Below are 21,417 nucleotides of genomic sequence, written 5' to 3'. Positions count from 1 at the left end.
CGGGCAACCGTTGCGCTGCCCGGCTCACGTCGTACTCCGCTTGTCAGTCCCAGCTGAGGCCTGACGACGACTGGTACTCGATGACGCGGGTTTCGAAGAAGTTCTTTTCCTTCTTCAGGTCCATGACTTCTGACATCCAGCCGAACGGGTTGCGGGTCTCGCCGAAGATGGGGGCGAGGCCGATCTGCTCGGCGCGGCGGTCGGTGATGAAGTGCATGTACTGCTCGCACAAGTCCGCGGTCAGACCGAGCATGCCGTTCGGCATCGTCGCGCGGCCGTAGGCGACCTCCAGCTCACACGCCTCGGTGAGCATCTGCCGCACCTCGGCCTGGAACCGCGCCGTCCACAGGTGCGGATTCTCCTGCTTGATCTGGTTGATGCAGTCGATGCCGAAGTTCAGGTGGATCGACTCGTCGCGCAGGATGTACTGGTACTGCTCGGCGATGCCGACCATCTTGTTCCGCCGGCCCAGCGACAGGATCTGCGCGAACCCGGTGTAGAACCACATCCCCTCGAACACCACGTAGAACGCGATCAGGTCGCGCAGGAACGCCGTGTCGCTGTCCGGCGTCCCGGTCCGGAAGTCCGGGTCCTCCAGGTGCTGGGTGTACTTCAGCGCCCACGCGTCCTTGTCCGAGATCGACGGCACCTCGCGGTACATGTTGAACAGCTCGCCCTCGTCCAGGCCGAGCGACGTACAGATGTACTGGAAGGTGTGCGTGTGCACGGCCTCCTCGAACGCCTGGCGCAGCAGGTACTGCCGGCACTCGGGATTGGTCAGCTGCCGGTACACGGCCAGGACGATGTTGTTCGCGACCAGGGACTCCGCGGTGGCGAAGAAGCCGAGGTTGCGCTTCAGCATCATCCGCTCGTCCTCGGTCAGGCCGTCGCGAGACTTCCAGAGCGAGATATCGGCCTGCATGGACACCTCGGTCGGCATCCAGTGGTTGTTGCAGGCGGCAAGGTACTTCTCCCAGGCCCACCGGTACTTCAGCGGCAGCAACTGGTTCACGTCCGCCCGCGCGTTGATCATCGCCTTGTCGGCGACCTCGACCCGGGACGCTCCGACGGCGATCTCTCCCAATCCGGTCGTCACTGGCAGGCCTCGCAGTCCGGGTCGTCGATGGCGCAAACAGCACCGCTGGGCTCAGGAAGCGCGACCGGTACGGCGTTCAGTCGCCCGTCCGTCCCTTGCAGCGTGGACTTCTCCACATGGGTCGCTGACTGGGAACGCAGGTAATAGGTCGTCTTGAGTCCATACCGCCATGTCGACCTGTAGAGCTCGTCCAGCGCCCGGCCCGAGGGCGCGGCCATGTAGAGGTTGAGCGACTGCGACTGGTCGATCCACTTCTGCCGCCGTGACGCCGCCTTCACCAGCCACATCGGGTCGATCTCGAACGCCGTCGCGTACAGCTCGCGCAGGTCGGCCGGGATCCGCTCGATCCCCGCCAGGATGCCGTCGTGGTACTTGAGGTCGGACACCATCACCTGGTCCCACAGCCCGCGCGCCTTCAGGTCGGCCACGAGGTACGGGTTCGCCACGGTGAACTCACCCGACATGTTCGACTTCACGAACAGGTTGCTGTACGTCGGCTCGATCGACTGGCTCACCCCGCAGATGTTGGAGATCGTCGCGGTCGGCGCGATGGCCATCACGTTGGAGTTGCGCATGCCGTCGCGCAGCACCTTCTCCCGGAGCGCGTCCCAGTCGAGTTGCTTGCTCTGGTCAACGATCAGGTCACCGTCCCGCACCGTCTTGAGCAGCTCGAGCGAGTCGATCGGCAGGATCCCCCGGCTCCACAGCGAACCGTCGTACGACGAGTAGCGGCCGCGCTCGGCGGCCAGATCGCTGGACGCCTCGATCGCGTGGTAGCTGATCTGCTCCATCGAGCTGTCGGCGAAGGCCACCGCGGCTTCGGAGGAGTAGGGGATGCGCAGCGCGAAGAGTGCGTCGGCGAAGCCCATCAGGCCGAGGCCGACCGGGCGGTGCCGTTGGTTGGCCCGCTCCGACTCCGCGGTGGTGTAGAAGTTCACGTCGATGACGTTGTCGAGCATCCGGACCGCGGTCTTCACCGTCTCGCGGAGCAGGTCGGCGTCGAGCCCGTCCTCGGTCAGGTGCGCGACCAGGTTGACCGAACCGAGGTTGCAGACCGCGGTCTCGTCGACGGTCGTGTTCAGGGTGATCTCGGTGCACAGGTTCGACGAGTGGACGACGCCGTCGTGCTGCTGCGGCGAGCGCAGGTTGCAGGCGTCCTTGAAGGTGATCCACGGATGCCCGGTCTCGAACAGCACGGTCAGCATCCGCCGCCACAGGTCGACCGCCTTGACCCGCTTGAACACCCGAAGCTCACCGCGGTCCGCCGCCGCCTCGTACCTGCCGTACGCCTCGGCGAACTCGGCGCCGTACAGATCGTGCAGATCAGGCACCTCGTTCGGAGAGAACAGCGTCCAGTCCCCGCCGGCCTCGACCCGCTGCAAGAACAGATCCGGCACCCAGTTCGCCGTGTTCATGTCGTGCGTACGCCGCCGCTCGTCCCCGGTGTTCTTCCGCAGCTCGAGAAACTCCTCGATATCAACGTGCCAAGTCTCCAGATACGCACACACTGCGCCCTTCCGTTTTCCTCCCTGATTCACAGCTACCGCGGTGTCGTTGGCGATTTTCAGGAACGGTACGACGCCTTGCGATTCGCCGTTGGTGCCGCGGATCTTGGCGCCGATGCCGCGGACCGGGGTCCAGTCGTTGCCTAGGCCGCCGGAGTATTTGGCGAGCATGGCGTTGTTGCGGATGCCGTGGAAGATGCCGGCCAGGTCGTCCTCGACCGTGGTCAGGAAGCAGGACGACAGCTGCGGCCGGGTGGTGCCGGAGTTGAACAGCGTCGGAGTGGACGACATGAACCGGAACGAGCTGAGCAGCTCATAGAACTGCAGCGCCCGCGCCTCGCGGTCGTCTTCGCGCAGCGCCATCCCCATCGCGACCCGTAGGAAGAACGCCTGCGGCAGCTCGAACCGCACCTTGTCGATGTGCAGCAGGTAGCGGTCGTAGAGCGTCTGTAGTGCGAGGAAGGTGAAGTCCAGGTCGCGCTCCGGCCGGATGGCGGCGGCGAGCCGGTCCAGGTCGAAGTTGGCCAGCTCCGGGTCGAGCTGTCCCGCCTCGATGCCGACCTGGATGTACCGCGGGAAATAGTCCGCGTACGCATCGGTCATGTCGGCCTGGCTGGCCTGCCGCGGCTCGCCGTGGACCTGGCCGAGCGCCTCGCGACGGATCTGGTCGAGCAGCAGCCGGGACGCGGCGAAGCTGTACTGCGGCTCGGTCTCGACGTACGACCGGGCGGCCATCACCAGCGCGAGCTCGACCTCGTGCTGCGCGATGCCGTCGTAGCAGGAGCCGAGGGTCTCGTCGAGGATCAGCTCGGGGTCGACCGCGTCCAGACCCGTCGCCGCCTCCGCGACGATCACGCGCAGCCGGTCGACGTCGAGCGGCGCCGTGCTGCCGTCGGCCGCGCGGACGCTGAGGGCGGGCTTGTCGGTGATGCCGGACGGGTCGGCGGGGGTGCGGGCCTTGGTGCGCTCCTCGCGGTAGAGGACATACGCACGGGCGACCTGGTGCTCGCCGGCGCGCATCAGCGCCAGCTCGACCTGGTCCTGGATGTCCTCGACCTGCACGCTGCGGCGGGCGTCACCGCGGCTGGTCAGGGCCTCGACGACCCGGCCGGTCAGGTCGGTCACCAGGTCACGGACCCGGTGGGTGGTGCCCGCCTCGGCGCCCTCGACGGCGAGGAACGCCTTGGTCATGGCGACCGAGATCTTGGTCTGGTCGAAACCGGTGTGGCCGCCGTCGCGGCGTACGACGGTCAGCTGGATCGACTGGTCGGCTGTCGCCGCCCGGGATGAGGAAGCAATCGTCACAGGTGTTGTCTCCAAACGAGTTCGGAGGACCGGAGCCACGCGGAGGGGCGCACGACGGGCCGGCAGCACCGGCCGGGAACACTGCCGCCGCGCCCTGCGACCCACCCGCGAGGTCTCGGACCGCGTGCACCGGCGGTGCACGCGCCGGTGGCAGGTATCCGGACTCGCGGAAGGCTTCCGCTCACCGTTGCGGGGCAGCTCCGGACTCGCACCGGATTCCCCTGTTGCCTCGAAGTGGCCCACATCTTGTGGTGCCGACCATTCCGAACCACCAGCAGTAGTGATGTTAGGTGGCCGCCCCTAGATCTTGTGGTAGCGCCACGCCGCGTGTCGCACATGTTGTGGTCCCGGCCCGAATCTCACGCCGCGACCGCGTAGAGATCCTGGAGCGTCATGATCTCCGAGCCGTGATGGATCAGCTCGCGATTCAGCCGCAGTACGACGTGACCGAACGGCTCGCCGGCGTCCAGCTCGGTCGCCTGGCTGAGGCCGATCGTCATCACCTGCTCCTCGTCCAGGTCGGCGATCGCGTCCTGCCAGGCCTCGACCCAATGCGTCAGCCACGCCACCGCGTCCCGCGCGTTGCCGTGCAGGTTGATGTCCGCGCGTCCCTGTTGGCTCGCCCCGAAGGTCCACTCCCAGCGCTCGAAGAACGTCTCGGTCAGATGCGCGATCAGCCAGGCGATCGTGCGTGGTCCGCGATGGTCCGGCTCGTCGGGCCACTGCGCGACCCACTCGCCGGACCCGAGTGATCGGAACCGCCCGGTGTAGTGGCGGCGTACGACGGTCAGCGCCTCGCTGCTCGGTCGCCAGAAGTACTGGTCGTCGGTCAACTGCGCGAGCCGGCCGGACAACACCATCCAGCTGAAGCCGAGCTGGCCCCGGACCATGGCCATCGCCGATGGGCGGTGCAGGATGTCCCAGTCGAACGGCTCTGGCATCGTCTCTCCCTGTACGATCGAACATATGTTCGAATTCTTGCTCGTTCGGGAGACGGAAGTCAATGTGCGTGGCGTGTTGGTGCTGGCCTCGATGGAACCGGTCTGCTAGGCGGCTCGATCCGGGTGTCCGCGGCCGGGCTGGCGAAGCGGCGTTCGAGCAGGGTGAACGCGTCGATCAGTTCGGGCGCCTCGTAGACGCGGTTGCGCCGGCCGTCGGTGATCTCGCGCAGGATGCCGGCCTCGACGAGCCTCGCCAGACCCTGGTTGGTCGCCTGCTGGGAGCGGTCGACCAGTTGCGCGGCCGCCGCGAGGGTGAGCACCGGCGCGGCGGGCAGTGCCTCGATGAGCAGGTCGGCCGCCGAGCCGCTACGGACAGGCGCGGCTCGCTCGCGCCACCCGGACTTGAGCTCGGCCGCCGTCTGCTCGAAGCGTGCGGCCTCCGCCGTCGCGTGGCTGCAGGCCATCGCGAACATCCGCAGCCAGGGGTTCGCCGCCGACCGAGCCTTCGCGGTGGTGGCGCGACCGACATGCCGGAATGCCGTCAGCGCCTCGACGTACTGCATCGCGTGGGTGGCGAGCGACAACGAGACCGGTGGCACGGTCCGCGTGATGAGTCCATCCGCCCGCAGGATCAGGTGGATCAGCGCGCGCCCGGTCCGGCCGTTGCCGTCGGCAAATGGATGAATGGTCTCGAACTGGGCGTGTGCGATCGCGGTCTTCGCCAGCACCGGCAGGCGGGACTCGCGGACGAAGGTCATCAGATCCGCCAGCAGGTCGGGCACCAGGTGCGCCGGCGGCGGGACGTAGTACGCCTCGGCGGGGGAGCGGCCGCCGATCCAGTTCTGCAGGAAGCGGACCTCGCCGCCGAATTCGGGTGTGGGGGATTGGGCCATCAACTGCCGGTGCGCCTCGAGCAGATGGTCGACTTCGAGTTTGTCGCCGGCGTGGACGGATTCGGTCGCCCACGTCATCGCGTCGACCGCGCCGAGCACTTCCTCGGCGGTGACGTCGCGCTGCCGGTCCCGCAGTACGTCGGCCTTGAGCAGGCGACGCGCGCCGACCACCAACCCCTCGATCTGCGACGACCCGACAGCCTCCGCGCGCAGCAGCAAGCGGGCCAGGGCCTCACTGTTCGTCAGTACGGCGGCCGTCGCGTCCAGGCGGGCCAGATCGCCGGCGGCGTCCTCCAAGGCCGCGAGCACGTCGTCGCTCAGGTCGAACCCGCGCCCGACCAGCGGGTCCGGGAAGTACAGCTCGTACGACCCGCCCAACCGCTCGGCCCGAGTGAATCCGTCCGGATGCCCAGGCCACCGATGCAACTCCACCCGTGCCATACCTCTTATTCAAGCTTATTTCGCAACCTTGAACAAGGGCGCACGCAGGCGCCGTTCACCCGCTGGCCATCCGAACGCGTCACGATCAGGCCCCCGCCCGGCGTCGAAGGGCGACTACCGAAGGAGCCCGGCGATGACGGAGACCGAGCCGCAGGACGAGCATTCCGGTCTGCTGCACTCTCTCGGCAAACACCTGCCGCACCACCAGCACCATCCGGCGACGGACGACGTCACCGAGTCGGAGGAAGCGGTCGGCTTCGACCTGGACACCGATTCGGCGCTGCCGCACGCGCATCACCCGGACGGCAATACGTTCGACCGGGCCAAGGATCTGTCCTACGGTCGACTGCCAGACGACTCCGACGCCTGAGGACGCTTATGCGACTGGACGCGCAGACACTGCAGATGGTGGCCGCCAACGAGGCGGACTGGGATGCGCGGGCGCCGCTGCACGCGGCGAGCCGTTTCTACAGTCAGCCGGCCGAGTTCTGGTTCGCCGACTACGAGTGGGAGGATCTCGGTCCGCTCGAGGGTCGCGACGTACTGCATCTGCAGTGTCATCTGGGGACAGAGACCATCGCTTTCGCTCGGCGCGGGGCGCGGACGACCGGGCTGGACCTGTCGGCCAAGTCGCTCGAGGAGGCGCGGCAGATCGCTGCTGATGCAGGAGTCGAGGTCGATTACGTCCACGCGAATGTGTACGACGCGGTGGACGCGGTGAAGGGTCGCCGTTTCGACGTCGTCTACACGGGCAAGGGCGCGCTGTGCTACCTGCCCGATCTCGAGCACTGGGCGCGGGTGGTCCGTGATCTCCTCAAGCCTGGCGGCGCGTTGTATGTCGTCGAGTTCCACCCACTGCTGAACGCGATGCGGCCGGTGTCGCTGCCAGGCGAGTCGGACGACCTGATCATCCGTGCCGACTACCTCGAAGGCCGCGGACCGATCGCGCACGACTCGACCATGACCTACACCGGCGATGCGGTGCCCGGCCGTCAGACGAGCTACGAATGGATGCACGGCCTGGGCGAGGTGGTCAACACCCTCGCGTCCGCCGGCTTCCATCTCACCAGCCTGCGTGAATCCGAGGTCCTGCAATGGCCGCGCTGGCCCAGCATGAAGCAGACCGCCGAGGGCTGGTGGCGCCTGCCGGACGACGCCCCACGCATCCCACTCCTCTTCGCCCTGAAGGCGGTCACTCGGCGCTGAAGCCGGTGCGCCAACTGTGGTGAAGCGGCGTCCAACCGAGCGAGCGGGCCAGGGCGTTGTCGGCGCCGCGCTCCCACAGCCTGCGGCCCGACGCCAGAGCCGGAGAGGGTGCTCCCACCGACGCTGCGAAGACGGGGAGCCACTCGCGCGTCGGTGCCGGCTCGTCGTCGACGACGTTGACGGCGCCGCTCGGCCAGCTCAGGGCGTCGACGGCAGCCCGTGCTGCGTCGTCGACATGGAGCAACGAGAAGACACCATCGCCCTCGATGAGACCTCCGAAGATCGCTGCTCCCGGGTGCTCGGCCGGCCGCTCACTCCGCAGTACGTCGTCCGCCAACCCACCGCGGCGCAGCCACGTGCCCGGGCCGTAGAGCAGTCCGTACCGCAGTACGACGTACTCCGGGAGCTCGGCCGCGCCGTCCTCCAGCGCTCGGATGGCGGACACCGTCGCACCGCGCGGGTCCGGTGCCGACTCATCCAGCGGAGTGGTCTCCACGGCCGGCCCGGATCCGGCCTCATAGGCCCAGGCGATCGACTGCGCGACCATCTTGGGTACGGCGGCCTGGCGGGCTGCGTCGACGAGGTTGCGGCTGCCGATGCGTCGGATCCGGCCGTTGCCGCCCGGTACGCCGCTGCTGAGGTCGGTCAGCTGATGCATGATCACGTCGGGCGCAGCAGCCGCGACCGCGGCCTTGACCGCATCCGCGTCGTACACATCGAGTCGTACGCCGTGCGCGCCGGCTGCCCGCAGTTGTTCGAGCCCCGCATCGGAGCGGGTGGTCCCGGTCACCTGATGCCCAGCCTCGATCAAGAGGGGGACCAGCCGTCGTCCGATCGCTCCGGTCGCGCCGGCAATCATCACCTTCACGAGTGCCACGGTAGGGCCTGAAATGCTCAGTGGAGTGGGCCAATCGGCGTCGGAGCCCGTGGGCCAGTCGGCCTGTCTCTAGGATCGGGAGATGGACCGGGAGCAACGTGAGAGCGACTTGATTGCCTACTACACCAATGAGGTCGGAGCGCGGGTCGGGCGTGAGCTGCCTGATGCCAGGGTCGCTCGGCGTACGGCGTACCTCGGGCGGCTGGAGCAGGATGGTCGGCGGTCGGTGCTCGAGATCGGCTGTGGGCCTGGGCGCGACGGGCAGGCGATCGCGGATGCCGGGTTCGCCTATGTGGGTGTGGATCTTGCGCCCGCCAGCGTCGAGACGTGCCGTTCGCTCGGACTCCAGGCAGAAGTTGCTTCAGTCCTGGAGTTGCCGTTCGAGGCCGAGACCTTCGACGCGGGCTGGACGATGAGCACACTCCTGCACGTTGCGGACGAGGATGTCGACCAGGCGCTGAGCGAGATCGTGCGAGTACTGCGTCCCGGCGCACCGCTGGCGATCGGTCTGTGGGGTAGTGCCACCGGCGGCGAGCAGGTCTGGCAGGACGAGAGCGGCTTCGGTCCGGGGCGCTTCTTCAGCATCCGCACGGATGACGTGCTGCGGGCGACGCTGCAGCGCTACGGCACCGTCGACGAATGGGAGACCTGGGACGACGGTCGCTCTATGCACTACCAGTGGGCGGTCGTCACCGTTTCTGCGGACCGCGGAACGCGACGTAGATGAGCGAGACGCCGGCGGCCGCGACGATCGGGCCGACGATCGCCCAGAACGAGCTGCCGGTCATCGAGCTGCCCTTGAGGTAGCCGAGTCCCTGGAGCGTCCAGACCGCGCCGATGGCAAGCAGCAGTGCACCCAGCGCGATGGCGACGATCTTCCCCATGCCGCCGAGCCTAGCCGAGCAACTCGTCGCAGAGGTCGACGAGTTGCTGCCGGAGTGGCCGGGCGCGTTCGGCGAAGGCACGCTGGGCGGCGGCGTACTCGGCTTTGCCTGCTGCGGTTTCGATCGGCACGGGGGAGTAGCCGAGAGCGGAGAGGTCGTACGGCGAGGCGCGCATGTCGAGCGTGCGGATGTCGCGGGCAAGCTCGAAACAGTCCAGCACCAAGGAACTCGGAGTGAAGGGCATCAGCTTCGATGCCCATTTGTAAAGGTCCATGTTGGCGTGCAGGCAACCGCCCTGCTCGAGCTGCGGCTGGGACTCCCGGGTCGGTTGCAACACGTTCCGCGGCCGCGCGGAATCCGTGAAGAACCGGAACGCGTCGAAGTGCGAGCACGCGATCTTGTGCGACTCGACCACCTGATCCGTCCCCTCCGATCCCAGTCGCAACGGCCAGGACTCATGCCGTACGTCGGACGTCCGGTAGACCATCGCCCACTCGTGCAGCCCGAAACAGCCGAACTGCGGTTGGCGATCCAGCGTCGCCCCCAGCAGCCGCCGGATCCACCGAATGCTGTCCGCCCGCCGCTCCACCTCCGCCGGATCCACACTCGCCGCCCCGTCGACGTACGTGTAGCCGCGGCGTCCGTCGTACTGCGTGGCTCCGAGCAAGAGCACGCCCGGTCCGGGATGCCAGACGCGGAGCTGGTTCGGGCGGGTGGGGTAGTAGGTGAAGAGGAAGTCCTCGACCGGGTGCGCCTCCCGACGGCGTCGCCGCTCAAGATGCCCAGAGACCAAGGCGTCGACGCGGTTCCGATGGGCTGTCTCGTACGACGTCCATTCGGCGGGGCTGAGGGTGACGGTCACAGGTCCAGGGCGAAGGCCCACAGATCGACGCCGGCGATCGGGGACCAGTCGCGATCGGGGATGCGGACGAAGCCGAGGCGCTGGTAGATCCGGTGCGCCGTCGTCATGTACGTCGCGCTGCACATCACGATCCGGCCGAGACCGAGCTCCCGCGTGCGCTCGATGCAGCGCTCGGTCAGCGCGGTCCCGACACCCAGTCCCCGGGCGCGGCCGACCACTCCGAGCATCCGGAACTCGCCCTCGTCGTCCAGCCCGATCTCTCGGTACACAGAGCCTGCCGGACAGTAGGTAACAGAGCCGAGCAGTCCGCTCTCGTCCGCCGCGACCCACAGCTCCGCCTTGGCCGCCCGATCAGCCGCCGCCCGCAGCGTTCGCGCATAGTCGCCGCGGACATAACCGTCGTGCGAGTACGCCTCAACCGTCAGCTCGCCGACAGCGTCGTACTCGGAAGGAAGGGCCTGCCGGATCTCGATCGTCACCACATAACTGTCTCATTCCATTACCCCGGTAGGCTCGGGCCGTGCGTATCGCCAGATTCTCCGTGGACGACGAGCCGAGGTACGGCGTCGTCGAGACCGACGACCCCGAGGGGCTCACCGGCACCGTGTCCGTGCTCGACTCGGACCCGCTCTACCGGCCGGTCCAGTTCACCGGGGAGAAGCTGCAACTGGCCGACGTCCGGCTGCTCGCGCCGGTGATCCCGCGCAGCAAGGTGGTCTGCGTCGGCCGCAACTACGCGGCGCACGCCGAGGAGCTCGGCAACGACGTACCGGCCGAGCCGTTGATCTTCCTGAAGCCGAACACCTCGGTGATCGGACCGCGGGACGGCATCGTGTACCCCGAGCAGACCAACAACCTGCACTTCGAGGGCGAGCTGGCGATCGTGATCGGCCGGATCTGCCGCGACCTGCCCAAGGAGCGGGTGAACGAGGTGATCTTCGGTTACACGATCGCCAACGACGTCACCGCGCGCGACCTGCAGAAGAGCGACGGGCAGTGGGCCCGGGCCAAGGGCTACGACACGTTCTGCCCGCTCGGCCCGTGGATCAGCACCGAGCTCGACGTGTCCGACCTGCGGGTCAGCACGCAGGTGAACGGCGAGCCGAAGCAGGACGGGCGGACGTCGCAGTTCATCTTCGGCATCCCGGAGGTGCTGGCCTACATCACCTCCTTCACCACGCTGCTGCCCGGCGACGTGGTGCTCACCGGCACCCCCGCGGGTGTCGGCCCGATGCTGCCCGGCGACGAGGTCGCGATCAGCGTCGAAGGAATCGGAACTCTGACGAACAAGGTGATCGTGCGTGACTGACCGGCCAGCCCCCACCGACGACGACGTCCTGGGTGGCCTCGAACCGAACCAGGTGCGGCTGCGGTTCGCACCGTCCCCGACCGGCTACCTGCATGTCGGCAACATCCGGACGGCCTTGTTCGCCTGGGCCTTCGCCCGCCACTACGGCGGGAAGCTGGTTCTGCGGATCGAGGACACCGACGTCGCCCGCAACACCCCGGACGGGCTGAGCTTCACCCTGGAGTCGCTGCGCTGGCTGGGCATCGACTGGGACGAGGGCCCGGAGAAGGGCGGCGACTTCGGCCCGTACCAGCAGACCGAGCGGATGGACATCTACGCCGACGTCGTCGCCAAGCTGCTGGCGGCCGGCCGGGCGTATCACTGCTACTGCTCGCAGGAGGAGCTCGAGCAGCGTCGTGAGGCCGCGCGTACCGCCGGCCAGCACAGCGGGTACGACGGCCACTGCCGCATGCTCACCGAGGAGCAGGTCAAGGCGTACGTCGACGAGGGCCGCCGGCCCGTGGTCCGGCTGCGGATGCCGGACCGGCCGATCGTGTTCGACGACCTGGTCCGCGGCGAGATCACCTTCCTGCCCGAGAACCTGAGCGACTACGTCCTGGTCCGCGCGAACGGCTACCCGCTCTACCCGCTGGTGAACCCGGTCGACGACGCGCTGATGGAGATCACCCACGTGCTCCGCGGCGAGGACCTGCTGCCGTCCACACCGCGGCAGGTCGCGCTCTACGAGGCGCTGGCCGAGATCGGCGTCGGCAGCGGCCGGACGCCGCGGTTCGGGCACCTGCCGTTCGTGATGGGCGAGGGCAACAAGAAGCTGTCCAAGCGCGACCCGGGCTCCGGCCTCGGCGAGTACATGCAGCGCGGCTTCCTGCCCGAGGGCCTGCTGAACTACCTGGCCCTGCTCGGCTGGTCGATCGCCGACGACCGCGACGTGTTCACGATGGCGGAGATGATCGAGGCCTTCGACATCCGCAAGGTGAACTCGAACGCGGCCCGGTTCGACCCGAAGAAGTGCGAGGCGATCAACGCCGCGCACATGCGGATGCTGGCGCCGGAGGAGTTCGGTTCCCGGATGATCCCGTTCCTGGCCAAGGCGGGCGTGCTGCCGGCCGAGCCGTCGGCGGAGCAGCGGGCTGTCCTGCAGGCCGCCGTACCGCTGGTGCAGGAGCGGATGAACACGCTGTCGGAGTCGGTCGACATGCTCGGCTTCCTGTTCGTCGACGATGCGGCGTTCAGCGTCGACCCGGACGCCGCCGCGAAGGTGCTGACCGGTGACGCGGGCGCGGTTCTCGAGGCGTCGGTGAAGGCGTTGGCCGACGTGGACTGGACGACTGAGGCGATCGAGGCGTCGCTGCGCACCTCGCTGATCGAGGGGCTCGGCCTGAAGCCGAAGAACGCGTTCGGCCCGGTCCGGGTGGCGATCTCCGGACGCCGGATCTCGCCCCCGCTGTTCGAGTCGCTCGAGCTGCTCGGCCGGGAGAAGGCCCTGCACCGGCTCGAGCAGGCGCGTGCTTCCCTCCTGGCGGGCTAGATGCCGCAGGACGTGACGCCGGCGACGGACAGGTCCGATGCGGGGCCTCCGCCGTACCAGCGGCTGCTGGTGAACCCGGAGGCACCGCGGGGGTACGTCGTCCTCGGCGCCGCAGCGATCCTGGTCGGCTGGATGATCACGAGCGTGGTCGTGCTCGGGATCCAGCAGGGCATCCGGAAGGACCCCGAGGGCACGGTCTCGTGGCTCGGGCTGCTGGCGACGAACCTGTCGCTGATCGTGCTGATCCCGCTGAGCATGCTGGTCGCGCGGGCGCTCAACCGGCAGGCACCGGGGCTGTTGTCCTCGGTCATCGGCCGGCTGCGGTGGCGGCCGCTGGCGTGGTTCGCGGTGGCCGCCGTCGTGACCGAATTGGTCATGCTCGGGGTGATCCAGCTCGGCGGCGTCGAGCTCATCGGTGGTGATGGTGGCAGCGGGATCGCGCCGGATGCGGCCGGCGTGATCGCGGTCACGCTGCTCACGTCGACGTTCCAGGCGGCGGGGGAGGAGTACTTCTTCCGCGGCTATCTGCTGCAGGCCGTCGGCGCGCTGGTCCGGAGTTCGGTGATCGCGGTGCTCGTCACGACGGTGCTGTTCACCATGGCGCACGGGGTGTGGCCGTGGGAGAGCCCGGCGCTGTTCCTGGACCGGTTCGCGTTCGGGTTGGTTGCGGGCTTCCTCGTCGTACGCACCGGTGGGCTGGAGGCGTCGATCGCGGCGCACGCGGCGAACAACGTGGTGACGTTCGTGTTCGCGGCGCTGACGAACAGCGTGGGTGCCAGCCTGGGCGCGAAGGACGCGCCCTGGTCGCTGGTGACGGTGGATGTGGTGAAGTTCGCGCTGTTCGGCGCGGTCGCGTTGTGGCTGGCCCGGAGGATGAAGCTGGCGACTGTGTGCGACCTGCCGCTGACGCCGGCTCCGCACCCGGGCACGAGGCTGGTGTGACGGGAGTGACAACCCGCCACCGGCACCCCCGTTTTGGTGTCCGAGCCCTTGCTCGGGTACTCTCTTCGAGCCAGGTTGTGAGGGCGGAGACGGTCTCACAACGGCAGTGAAATGCCTTTGGGGTATGGGGTAATTGGCAGCCCGTCTGATTCTGGTTCAGTTAGTCTAGGTTCGAGTCCTAGTACCCCAGCGGATTGGACCGCACCGACGGAAATCGGTAAGGTTCAACCTCGTTGCCCGGCCCGTGAGGACCGGACGACAACCCTCTGGCCCCGTTGTGTAGCGGCCTAGCACGCCGCCCTCTCAAGGCGGTAGCGCGGGTTCGAATCCCGTCGGGGCTACCAGAGAAGGCAAGCAGCCGGATCCACGGAGTGTGGGTCCGGCTGTTGTCGTTCCGGGGTGCGGACATTCGTCCAAGCCACGCACCCGCGCCGACCGTGAGCATGGCTGCCATGCGCAAGATCTTCACCTCACTGTCCACGCTGTTGCTCCTGGCGATCGCCCTGCAGTTCTTCCTCGCCGGGATGGGTGCCTTCGACTCCGCCGGCCGAGACGAGTCGTTCGTGCCGCACCGCGCGCTCGGCTACGGGATTCTTCTGTTCGCCGTTGTCCTCACGCTGCTGGCAGCCGCGGCCCGGCTCCCTGGCCGACTGATCGGCAGGACCGGCCTTGTTGCCGGTCTCGTGCTGCTCCAGATCGTGATCGCAGAGGTCGCGGGAGCGATCGACGACTCCGGTGGGACCACCAGCACGACGGCCAAGCTCGTGTTCGGGCTGCACGCGATCAACGCGATCGCCATCGCGATCACGGCCGGCAGAGTCGTCGCCCAGGCGCGCGCACTCAAGCCGGGTGACGAGCCGGGCACGACCGAGTCGCGAGACCGGTCAGCCCGGCCGTCGCGATGACGACGATTCATTGGATGCTCCTGGACGATGTCGTCGGCGTACTCAACGTCGCGGGCTGGTTCGCGGCAGGCATCACCGCTGCCCTCGGCAGAACACGACTGTCACGCGCGCTCCTGGTAGCGGCCCTGACCACCACACTGATCAGAGTCGCGGTCGTTGTGGGACTGGCGAGTGCCGGCTGGTGGTTCGTCCAGGAGAAGGTGCTTCTGGGGCTGCCGATGCTCGTGACCGCCGCGCTGGTGGCCTCCGTGTACGCCGCACGGACCCGGATACACCCGGTGTCGGCGAGCAGCGTGCTGGCTTTGCTGACGGCCGCCTATGCCGCGCTTGCCGGGCTCGCGGTGACCTTCCTCGTCGGCTACCCGGTGACGTGGGGAGCCGCGTTGATCACCGTCGCTCTCGTCGGTCTCGCCGTACTGCTGACGGCTCGGGTGCTGCGTAGCGACGCGGTCCCAGCACCGGCGTCCACGTCTACGCGCCGGTTCTCTCGTCGTCAGGTCCTCACCTTCGCCGGAGGTGCGGTCGTGGCCGGTGCGGCAGGAGGTGGGGCCGCGTTGTCGCTCGCGCCCACTGCGTCGGTCACCGGCGGGGGCGGTGCCGCGCCGAGCTCCCACCAGCACCACCAGTTGTCGGTGGCAGACCTGCGCGGTGCGCTCACTCCGGCTCCGGGCGGAACCGTCCGACGCCACGTCCTCACCGCCCGGACCACGACGGTGCGGCTTCCGTCCGGGCGCGAGCTCCAGGCCTGGACGTACGACGGCCAGCTGCCTGGGCCACCGATCACGGCGACCGAGGGCGACCTGATCGAGGTGACACTTCGGAACGCGGACATCGACGAGGGTGTGACGATCCACTGGCACGGCTACGACGTCGCCTGCGGCGAGGACGGGGTACCGGGTCTGACGCAGGACTGGGTGGCTCCTGGTGGGGAGTTCGTCTACCACTTCCGAGCCGATCAGGTGGGGACGTACTGGTACCACACCCATCAGGCATCGGCCGTCGGCGTGCGGATGGGGTTGTACGGCACCTTCGTCGTACATCCCCGGGCTCCTCGACCCGAGCGGTCCCTGGACCTGACGCTGCCAGTGCACACCCTCGATGGCGCGGTGCTCCTCGGAGCTCACGACACTCGCATGCAACGCACGACCGCCGCCGGCACCGCGGTCCGGCTGCGATTGGTCAACACCGACTCCGAACCCCATCGCTTCGCGCTGACCGGCACTCCCTTCCGAGTCGCCGCGGTGGACGGAAGAGATCTCAACAGACCCGACGACGTCAGTGATGTGGCACTGCGATTGCCGGCCGGTGGCAGATACGACGTCACGTTCGACATGCCGTCCACGTCCGTTGCCCTTGTCGTCGACGACGATCCGGACCGGGGGCTGCTGCTGCACGCTGAGAACGGCGCTACGCCCGAACCGCCGTACGAGAACGTTCCTGAGCTCGATCTGCTCGGCTACGGCACACCCGCTGCGGTGCCGTTCGATGCCGCGGACGCCGACCGCCACTTCACCTTGGTCCTCGACGAGGTCTGGCGATGGTCGACGGCCGGCCGACGTACGCCTACACCGTGAACGGTCTGGGCCACCCGTCGATCCCCGACCAATTGGTCGCCGGGGGCGACCTGGTCCGGTTCAGCGTGGTGAATCGGAGCCTTGCCAATCATCCGTGGCACCTGCACGGACATCCCGTGCTGGTCCTCTCCCGGAACGGCAAACGCCGTACCGGCAGCCCGTTGTGGGTGGACACCTTCGACGTCCGCCCGGGCGAGGTGTGGGAGGTGGCGTTCAGAGCCACGAACCCCGGGATGTGGATGAACCACTGCCACAACCTGCCGCACGCAGATCAAGGAATGATGCTCCGCCTCGTCTACGACGGCATCACCTCATCATTCGCCCAGACACACGGTCACATGTGATGCGCGAGCCGGGTGTCAGGTTCGGGAGGCCGCGGGCCAGGCGACGTCGTCGATCGCGAGCCATGGCGCGGTGGCCACGGCGGACGGGGTGATTCCTGTGATGGCTTTGACGTCGCGGTGAAGATGGGACTGGTCGACGTAACCGCTCTGGGCCGCAGCGCTCGCAGGGGCATGGCCCGCCGCGAGCAGGTGAGCGGCGTGGTCGAAGCGCACCAGTTGTGCGGCGCGTTTGGGCGTGAGGCCGATCTGGGAGCGGAAGCGGGACCACAGGCGCTGCCGGCTCCAGCCGACCTCGTCCGCCAGGCCGTCGACCCGGATCCGCCCGCGGCCGGCGACCGTCCGCCGCCAGGTATGGGCGACCTCCGGATCGATCGATGACCGGCCGTCCAGGCGCCGGGTGAGGACGTCCGCCGCGATCGCGAACCGTTCGTCCCAAGAGCTCGTGGCGCGCAGTCTCTCCTCGAGCTGCCTGGCGTCGTCGCGGAGCCAGACATCTTCCAGAGCTGCGACCGTCCCGGAGAGCTCGGTCGACGCACCGAACACCGAGGCCGCGACCACCGGGGACAAGCGGATCTGGAGACACTCGCCGTTCCAGCCACCGGCCCGAAGCTGACCCGGGAGGAGCCCTGCGACGAAGCTGCCGCGCTGGTACTGGCCCCCATTCGCCTCGTAGCCGATGCCTCCTGCCTCGCTCAGGTCGAACAGCAGGGTGACCGACGGATGGGCAACCATGGCGATGTCCACGAATGCGCAAGCACGGACGCCGAACCCGGCCATCCTGATCCCCGGCAGCCGAGCTGACGGGCGCGGTACAGCGATGTCCACGTCCGACCAGGTCCAGCTGGGTGATGTGCCACTCGACAGCACGTGATCAGTCTACGGAGTGGGAGTGTCCGCGGCGGCAACCGTGAAGCCCAGCAGGAGTTCGCTGGTCAGCTCGGGCGCCTCGAGCATGGGCATGTGCCCGACGCCGGGCAGCATCTCGAGCCGTGTGTTCGGCACCGCGTCGTACCGGCGCGCTGTGGCCGGGTAGTACCGGGGGTCGGCGGCGCCGAAGAGCACGAGCACGGGGACGTCGAGGTCGGCGAGGCGGTCGGGTGTACTCCGCTCGCTGACGTACGCGCCGTTGCATCGCAGGACCTTCCGGAACGTGCGGTACGTGGTGTTCTTCAGATCGGCGACCACGTCATCCGGAATCTCGACCGGACGAACCATCGTTGCCCCGATTCCCCTGCGGATCATCGCGTCCGACCGCCTCGGCCACAGCAGCGGGCCGAAGGGCGGGGCCAGCAGGGCTCGCAGGATGAACGGTTGCGGCTGCAGCGCATCGAGGCTGGTGGCGGTGCTGATCAGCACGAGCGAACCCACCAGGTCGTGGCGCTGTTCGGCGAGCGAGGTGGCGACCCAGCCGCCGCTGGAGTGCCCGACCACGGGGACGTCCCGCAGGCCCAGGTCATCGAGCAGCTCGGCAACGCGGCGCGCCTGGTGAGGCACGTCGTACGCCGCTGCCGCCGGGGACCGGCCGCATCCGGGGAGGTCGACCCGGATGACGCGATGGCGGCCGGCGAGTGCCTCGACCACCGGGCCCCAGGATGCGCCCGAAGCGCCCGATCCATGAATGAGCACCAACGGCGACGCTGTCCGCGGGCCGTCGTGGACCACGTGCATCCCGTGCACGAGCTCGACGTCGTGATGAACCATGCACGGGACGCTATGCGGCTGCCGACCGCCGGTCTTGGACGAATGTCAGGGCGCCGGGATTGAGGTGTGGGCTACTCGGACGCGCGGCGGAGGGCCTCGGACAGGCGCTCGGCCGCAGCCATCACGGCGGGGGCGTGCATCCGGCCGGGCTGGCGGGACAACCGCTCGATCGGGCCGGACACCGACACGGCCGCGATCACCTTGCCGGACGGGGAACGCACCGGAGCGGAGACGGACGCGACACCCTGCTCGCGTTCGCCGACCGAGTGAGCCCAGCCGCGGCGCCGTACACCGGCCAACGCGGCCGCGTTGAAGGTGGCGTTGTGCAGACCGCGGTGCATCCGCTCCGGGTCCTCCCAGGCAAGCAGGATCTGCGCGGCGGAGCCGGCCGCCATGGTCAGCTGACTGCCAACCGGCACGGTGTCCCGCAGGCCGGACGGACGCTCGGCGGCAGCGACGCACACGCGGTACTCACCCTGGCGGCGGAACAACTGCGCCGACTCACCGGTGATGTCGCGCAGTCGCGCCAGCACCGGGCCGGCGGTCGCGAGCAGCCGGTCCTCACCGGCGGCCGAGGCCAACTCACTGAGCCGCGGGCCGAGCACGAACCGGCCCTGCATGTCGCGCCCGACCAGCCGGTGGTGCTCCAGCGCCACCGCCAGCCGGTGCGCCGTCGGACGGGCCAGCCCCGTGGCCGCCACCAGGCCGGCCAGGGTCGCCGGCCCGGACTCGAGGGCGGACAGAACGAGGGCTGCTTTGTCGAGAACGCCGACTCCGCTAGAGTTGTCCATGAGACGATATTGCCGTCTCGAATCGTGGAACGCAAGTCGCTTCCGTGACCCAATCGAGAGCACTGTGAGCGATACAGCACCTCACCAGACGCCTCGACCGGCGCGGTGGGGTTGGGAAAAGTATCCAAGGAGGAGAAGTCTGATGGGTAGGACGTTGTCGGAAAAGGTGTGGGATGCGCACGTCGTGCGCCATGCCGACGGGGAACCCGACCTCCTCTACATCGACCTTCACCTGGTGCACGAGGTGACCAGTCCACAGGCGTTCGACGGCCTCCGGCTGGGCGGCCGGCAGGTACGGCGCCCGGACCTGACCATCGCCACCGAGGACCACAACGTCCCGACGTTCGACGTGGACAAGCCGATCGCCGACCCGGTGTCGCGCACCCAGGTCGACACCTTGCGGAAGAACGCCGAGGAGTTCGGCATCCGGATCCACACGCTTGGCGACCCGGACCAGGGCGTCGTCCATGTGATCGGCCCGCAGCTCGGACTGACCCAGCCCGGCATGACCGTGGTCTGTGGTGACAGCCACACGAGCACGCACGGCGCGTTCGGGGCGATTGCCTTCGGCATCGGTACCAGCGAGGTCGAGCACGTGCTGGCCACCCAGACGCTGATGCAGGCCCGGCCGAAGACGATGGCGGTCACGGTCGACGGCGTACTGCCCGACGGTGTTTCGGCCAAGGACCTGGTGCTGGCGCTGATCGCGCAGGTCGGCACCGGCGGCGGCCAGGGCTACATCGTCGAGTACCGCGGTGAGGCGATCCGCGCGCTGAGCATGGAAGCCCGGATGACGATCTGCAACATGTCGATCGAGTGGGGCGCGAAGGCCGGCATGATCGCGCCGGACGAGACCACGTTCGCGTACCTGCAGGACAAGCCGCACGCGCCGCAGGGCGTCGACTGGGAAGCCGCGGTCGAGTACTGGAAGAGCCTGGCCACCGACGCGGACGCGACCTTCGACCGTGAGGTCATCCTGCGCGCCGAGGACATCACGCCGTTCGTCACCTGGGGCACCAACCCCGGTCAGGGCATCCCGCTGTCGGAGTCCGTCCCGTCGCCGGACGACTTCGGCAACGAGAACGACAAGCGTGCGGCCGAGCGGGCGCTGGAGTACATGGGCCTGACCGCCGGTACGCCGATGCGCGAGATCCACGTGGACACAGTGTTCCTGGGCTCCTGCACCAACGGCCGGATCGAGGACCTGCGTGCCGCCGCCGGAGTGCTGGCCGGCCGGAAGGTTGCCGAGGGCACCCGGATGCTTGTCGTGCCGGGATCGGGCCGGGTCCGGTTGCAGGCCGAGGCCGAGGGCCTGGACGCGATCTTCAAGGACGCGGGCGCCGAATGGCGTGGAGCCGGATGCTCGATGTGCCTGGGCATGAACCCGGACCAGTTGGCCCCGGGGGAGCGCAGCGCCTCCACCTCGAACCGGAACTTCGAAGGACGTCAGGGCAAGGGCGGCCGGACCCACTTGGTGTCCCCGCTGGTTGCCGCCGCGACAGCGGTCACCGGGACCCTCGCAGCCCCCGCGGACCTGCCGCCGGTCGACGTCGCCGTACCCGAGAACGTCTGAGGAGCAGAGGAAGAATGGAAGCCTTCACCCAGCACATCGGTACGGCGGCCCCGCTGCGCCGCAGCAACGTCGACACCGACCAGATCATCCCGGCCGTCTATCTGAAGCGGGTCACCCGGACCGGCTTCGAGGACGGGCTGTTCGCGGCCTGGCGCAACGATCCCGAGTTCGTCCTGAACCAGCCCGAGTACGGCGGTGTCTCGGTGCTCGTGGCCGGACCGGACTTCGGCACCGGATCGTCGCGGGAGCACGCGGTCTGGGCCCTGCTCGACTACGGGTTCCGGGTTGTCGTGTCCTCGCGGTTCGGCGATATCTTCCGCGGCAACTCGGGCAAGGCCGGGCTGCTCGCGGCCCTGGTCGAGCAGGACGTCGTGGAGCGGCTGTGGACCGCGATCGAGGCCGACCCGGGCACCAAGGTGACCGTCGACCTGGAGCACAAGACGATCTCCGCCGGTGACGTCTCGGCGCCGTTCGAGATCGACGACTACACCCGCTACCGGTTGCTGAACGGTCTCGACGACGTCGGCATCACCTTGTCCCACGAGGCCGAGATCGCCGCGTACGAGGCGACCCGGCCCGCCTTCAAGCCGGCCACGTTGCCGGCGAAGGCCTGAGAAGGCCTGAGACAGCTGGAGTTGTCGCCGCCGTAACGCGCAGCACATCGGCGGCGATAACTCTGGTGTTACCCTTACCGGGTTGTCAGAACAAGGCTTGCGAGACCGAGGAGGTGAGGCGCTGAT

22 protein-coding genes, 2 tRNA genes and 1 riboswitch are annotated in these 21,417 nt (G+C 68.4%); of the genes, 13 read left to right on the top strand and 11 right to left on the bottom strand.

Annotated features, from left to right (window positions below):
• Positions 1 to 43 precede the first annotated feature (43 nt).
• From E0H73_RS14680 to E0H73_RS14665, 4 genes are all read right to left on the bottom strand, one after another.
• Complete coding sequence (locus tag E0H73_RS14680; protein ID WP_238164006.1) at positions 44 to 1,096, bottom strand: ribonucleotide-diphosphate reductase subunit beta; 1,053 nt, start codon at positions 1,094 to 1,096, stop codon at positions 44 to 46.
• Positions 1,093 to 3,906 (bottom strand): ribonucleoside-diphosphate reductase subunit alpha, encoded by a 2,814-nt coding sequence (locus E0H73_RS14675; RefSeq protein ID WP_202867393.1) that lies wholly within the window; start codon positions 3,904 to 3,906, stop codon positions 1,093 to 1,095. Before E0H73_RS14675 ends, E0H73_RS14680 begins: the two co-directional genes overlap by 4 nt.
• A gap of 132 nt (positions 3,907 to 4,038) precedes the next feature.
• A riboswitch (cobalamin riboswitch) is annotated at positions 4,039 to 4,194 on the bottom strand.
• 71 nt (positions 4,195 to 4,265) lie between these two features.
• Complete coding sequence (locus tag E0H73_RS14670) at positions 4,266 to 4,847, bottom strand: DinB family protein (RefSeq protein ID WP_131355372.1); 582 nt, start codon at positions 4,845 to 4,847, stop codon at positions 4,266 to 4,268.
• 59 nt (positions 4,848 to 4,906) lie between these two features.
• Complete coding sequence (locus E0H73_RS14665) at positions 4,907 to 6,181, bottom strand: Fic family protein (RefSeq protein ID WP_238164005.1); 1,275 nt, start codon at positions 6,179 to 6,181, stop codon at positions 4,907 to 4,909.
• A gap of 133 nt (positions 6,182 to 6,314) precedes the next feature.
• Here E0H73_RS14665 and E0H73_RS14660 point away from each other — a divergent pair, with 133 nt between their 5' ends.
• Both E0H73_RS14660 and E0H73_RS14655 read left to right on the top strand, forming a co-directional pair.
• Positions 6,315 to 6,551, top strand: a complete 237-nt coding sequence (locus E0H73_RS14660; RefSeq protein ID WP_131355369.1) for a hypothetical protein — start codon at positions 6,315 to 6,317, stop codon at positions 6,549 to 6,551.
• An 8-nt stretch (positions 6,552 to 6,559) separates the two neighbouring features.
• On the top strand, positions 6,560 to 7,387 hold the full coding sequence (locus tag E0H73_RS14655; protein WP_131355366.1) for a class I SAM-dependent methyltransferase: 828 nt from the start codon (positions 6,560 to 6,562) through the stop codon (positions 7,385 to 7,387).
• Here E0H73_RS14655 and E0H73_RS14650 read toward each other — a convergent pair.
• Positions 7,374 to 8,246, bottom strand: a complete 873-nt coding sequence (locus E0H73_RS14650; RefSeq protein ID WP_238164043.1) for an NAD-dependent epimerase/dehydratase family protein — start codon at positions 8,244 to 8,246, stop codon at positions 7,374 to 7,376. The two genes, E0H73_RS14655 and E0H73_RS14650, sit on opposite strands and share 14 nt — an antisense overlap.
• Before the next feature lie 100 nt (positions 8,247 to 8,346).
• Here E0H73_RS14650 and E0H73_RS14645 point away from each other — a divergent pair, with 100 nt between their 5' ends.
• Positions 8,347 to 8,991 carry a class I SAM-dependent methyltransferase gene (locus E0H73_RS14645; RefSeq protein WP_131355356.1) on the top strand — a complete coding sequence of 215 codons (645 nt, stop codon included), beginning with the start codon at positions 8,347 to 8,349 and terminating at the stop codon, positions 8,989 to 8,991.
• Here the strand turns inward: E0H73_RS14645 and E0H73_RS14640 are convergent.
• From E0H73_RS14640 to E0H73_RS14630, 3 genes are read right to left on the bottom strand one after another with little or no spacing between them, the layout of a single operon-like run.
• A complete protein-coding gene (locus E0H73_RS14640; protein ID WP_131355352.1) occupies positions 8,954 to 9,148 on the bottom strand; it encodes a hypothetical protein in 195 nt (64 codons plus the stop codon). The two genes, E0H73_RS14645 and E0H73_RS14640, sit on opposite strands and share 38 nt — an antisense overlap.
• 10 nt (positions 9,149 to 9,158) lie before the next feature.
• The gene (locus E0H73_RS14635; RefSeq protein WP_131355349.1) at positions 9,159 to 10,010 is read right to left on the bottom strand and encodes a 3-methyladenine DNA glycosylase; all 852 of its coding nucleotides are present in this window, start codon (positions 10,008 to 10,010) and stop codon (positions 9,159 to 9,161) included.
• Positions 10,007 to 10,489: a GNAT family N-acetyltransferase gene (locus tag E0H73_RS14630; protein ID WP_238164004.1), complete on the bottom strand. Its 483-nt coding sequence runs from the start codon at positions 10,487 to 10,489 to the stop codon at positions 10,007 to 10,009. Before E0H73_RS14630 ends, E0H73_RS14635 begins: the two co-directional genes overlap by 4 nt.
• A gap of 41 nt (positions 10,490 to 10,530) precedes the next feature.
• On the opposite strand from E0H73_RS14630, the gene E0H73_RS14625 reads away from it, so the two are divergent.
• The 8 genes from E0H73_RS14625 (at position 10,531) to E0H73_RS47185 (ending at position 16,612) form a co-directional block, all read left to right on the top strand.
• A complete protein-coding gene (locus tag E0H73_RS14625; protein ID WP_131355344.1) occupies positions 10,531 to 11,319 on the top strand; it encodes a fumarylacetoacetate hydrolase family protein in 789 nt (262 codons plus the stop codon).
• Positions 11,312 to 12,847 (top strand): glutamate--tRNA ligase, encoded by a 1,536-nt coding sequence (gltX, locus tag E0H73_RS14620; RefSeq protein ID WP_131355341.1) that lies wholly within the window; start codon positions 11,312 to 11,314, stop codon positions 12,845 to 12,847. Before E0H73_RS14625 ends, gltX begins: the two co-directional genes overlap by 8 nt.
• Positions 12,848 to 13,789 carry a CPBP family intramembrane glutamic endopeptidase gene (locus tag E0H73_RS14615; protein ID WP_131355338.1) on the top strand — a complete coding sequence of 314 codons (942 nt, stop codon included), beginning with the start codon at positions 12,848 to 12,850 and terminating at the stop codon, positions 13,787 to 13,789. It begins immediately after the preceding gene.
• 118 nt (positions 13,790 to 13,907) lie between these two features.
• Positions 13,908 to 13,979, top strand: a tRNA-Gln gene (locus E0H73_RS14610).
• A 78-nt stretch (positions 13,980 to 14,057) separates the two neighbouring features.
• Positions 14,058 to 14,133, top strand: a tRNA-Glu gene (locus E0H73_RS14605).
• A gap of 108 nt (positions 14,134 to 14,241) precedes the next feature.
• The gene (locus E0H73_RS14600) at positions 14,242 to 14,694 is read left to right on the top strand and encodes a DUF6220 domain-containing protein (protein WP_202867392.1); all 453 of its coding nucleotides are present in this window, start codon (positions 14,242 to 14,244) and stop codon (positions 14,692 to 14,694) included.
• A 14-nt stretch (positions 14,695 to 14,708) separates the two neighbouring features.
• Complete coding sequence (locus E0H73_RS14595) at positions 14,709 to 16,268, top strand: multicopper oxidase family protein (RefSeq protein ID WP_238164003.1); 1,560 nt, start codon at positions 14,709 to 14,711, stop codon at positions 16,266 to 16,268.
• Positions 16,232 to 16,612, top strand: coding sequence for a multicopper oxidase domain-containing protein (locus E0H73_RS47185; protein WP_238164002.1), 381 nt, complete (start codon positions 16,232 to 16,234; stop codon positions 16,610 to 16,612). The genes E0H73_RS14595 and E0H73_RS47185 overlap by 37 nt, the downstream gene beginning before the upstream one ends.
• A gap of 15 nt (positions 16,613 to 16,627) precedes the next feature.
• Here the strand turns inward: E0H73_RS47185 and E0H73_RS14590 are convergent, their stop codons facing one another.
• The 3 genes from E0H73_RS14590 to E0H73_RS14580 all read right to left on the bottom strand — a co-directional run bounded on the left by E0H73_RS14590 (position 16,628) and on the right by E0H73_RS14580 (position 19,104).
• Complete coding sequence (locus tag E0H73_RS14590; RefSeq protein WP_238164001.1) at positions 16,628 to 17,479, bottom strand: helix-turn-helix domain-containing protein; 852 nt, start codon at positions 17,477 to 17,479, stop codon at positions 16,628 to 16,630.
• A 9-nt stretch (positions 17,480 to 17,488) separates the two neighbouring features.
• On the bottom strand, positions 17,489 to 18,313 hold the full coding sequence (locus E0H73_RS14585; protein ID WP_202867391.1) for an alpha/beta fold hydrolase: 825 nt from the start codon (positions 18,311 to 18,313) through the stop codon (positions 17,489 to 17,491).
• Between the two features lie 71 nt (positions 18,314 to 18,384).
• On the bottom strand, positions 18,385 to 19,104 hold the full coding sequence (locus E0H73_RS14580; RefSeq protein WP_012922430.1) for an IclR family transcriptional regulator: 720 nt from the start codon (positions 19,102 to 19,104) through the stop codon (positions 18,385 to 18,387).
• Positions 19,105 to 19,246: 142 nt separating this feature from the next.
• Here E0H73_RS14580 and leuC point away from each other — a divergent pair, with 142 nt between their 5' ends.
• Complete coding sequence (gene leuC / locus E0H73_RS14575) at positions 19,247 to 20,677, top strand: 3-isopropylmalate dehydratase large subunit (protein WP_131355335.1); 1,431 nt, start codon at positions 19,247 to 19,249, stop codon at positions 20,675 to 20,677.
• Between the two features lie 14 nt (positions 20,678 to 20,691).
• The gene (gene leuD / locus E0H73_RS14570; protein ID WP_131355333.1) at positions 20,692 to 21,291 is read left to right on the top strand and encodes a 3-isopropylmalate dehydratase small subunit; all 600 of its coding nucleotides are present in this window, start codon (positions 20,692 to 20,694) and stop codon (positions 21,289 to 21,291) included.
• Positions 21,292 to 21,417: the final 126 nt, after the last annotated feature.

Source organism: Kribbella pittospori (assembly GCF_004331465.1).
GTDB classification, from domain to species: domain Bacteria; phylum Actinomycetota; class Actinomycetes; order Propionibacteriales; family Kribbellaceae; genus Kribbella; species Kribbella pittospori.
This window is presented reverse-complemented; position numbering and strand designations above follow the sequence as displayed.

Coding starts and splice junctions, on each gene's coding strand:
- E0H73_RS14585 (WP_202867391.1), bottom strand. CDS start 18,313: ATGGTTCATCACGACGTCGAGCTCGTGCACGGGATGCACGTGGTCCAC.
- E0H73_RS14665 (WP_238164005.1), bottom strand. CDS start 6,181: ATGGCACGGGTGGAGTTGCATCGGTGGCCTGGGCATCCGGACGGATTC.
- leuC (WP_131355335.1), top strand. CDS start 19,247: ATGGGTAGGACGTTGTCGGAAAAGGTGTGGGATGCGCACGTCGTGCGC.
- E0H73_RS14660 (WP_131355369.1), top strand. CDS start 6,315: ATGACGGAGACCGAGCCGCAGGACGAGCATTCCGGTCTGCTGCACTCT.
- E0H73_RS14595 (WP_238164003.1), top strand. CDS start 14,709: ATGCTCCTGGACGATGTCGTCGGCGTACTCAACGTCGCGGGCTGGTTC.
- E0H73_RS14580 (WP_012922430.1), bottom strand. CDS start 19,104: ATGGACAACTCTAGCGGAGTCGGCGTTCTCGACAAAGCAGCCCTCGTT.
- E0H73_RS14615 (WP_131355338.1), top strand. CDS start 12,848: ATGCCGCAGGACGTGACGCCGGCGACGGACAGGTCCGATGCGGGGCCT.
- leuD (WP_131355333.1), top strand. CDS start 20,692: ATGGAAGCCTTCACCCAGCACATCGGTACGGCGGCCCCGCTGCGCCGC.
- E0H73_RS14670 (WP_131355372.1), bottom strand. CDS start 4,847: ATGCCAGAGCCGTTCGACTGGGACATCCTGCACCGCCCATCGGCGATG.
- E0H73_RS14655 (WP_131355366.1), top strand. CDS start 6,560: ATGCGACTGGACGCGCAGACACTGCAGATGGTGGCCGCCAACGAGGCG.
- E0H73_RS14645 (WP_131355356.1), top strand. CDS start 8,347: ATGGACCGGGAGCAACGTGAGAGCGACTTGATTGCCTACTACACCAAT.
- E0H73_RS14600 (WP_202867392.1), top strand. CDS start 14,242: ATGCGCAAGATCTTCACCTCACTGTCCACGCTGTTGCTCCTGGCGATC.
- E0H73_RS47185 (WP_238164002.1), top strand. CDS start 16,232: ATGGTCGACGGCCGGCCGACGTACGCCTACACCGTGAACGGTCTGGGC.
- E0H73_RS14650 (WP_238164043.1), bottom strand. CDS start 8,246: ATGATTGCCGGCGCGACCGGAGCGATCGGACGACGGCTGGTCCCCCTC.
- E0H73_RS14640 (WP_131355352.1), bottom strand. CDS start 9,148: ATGGGGAAGATCGTCGCCATCGCGCTGGGTGCACTGCTGCTTGCCATC.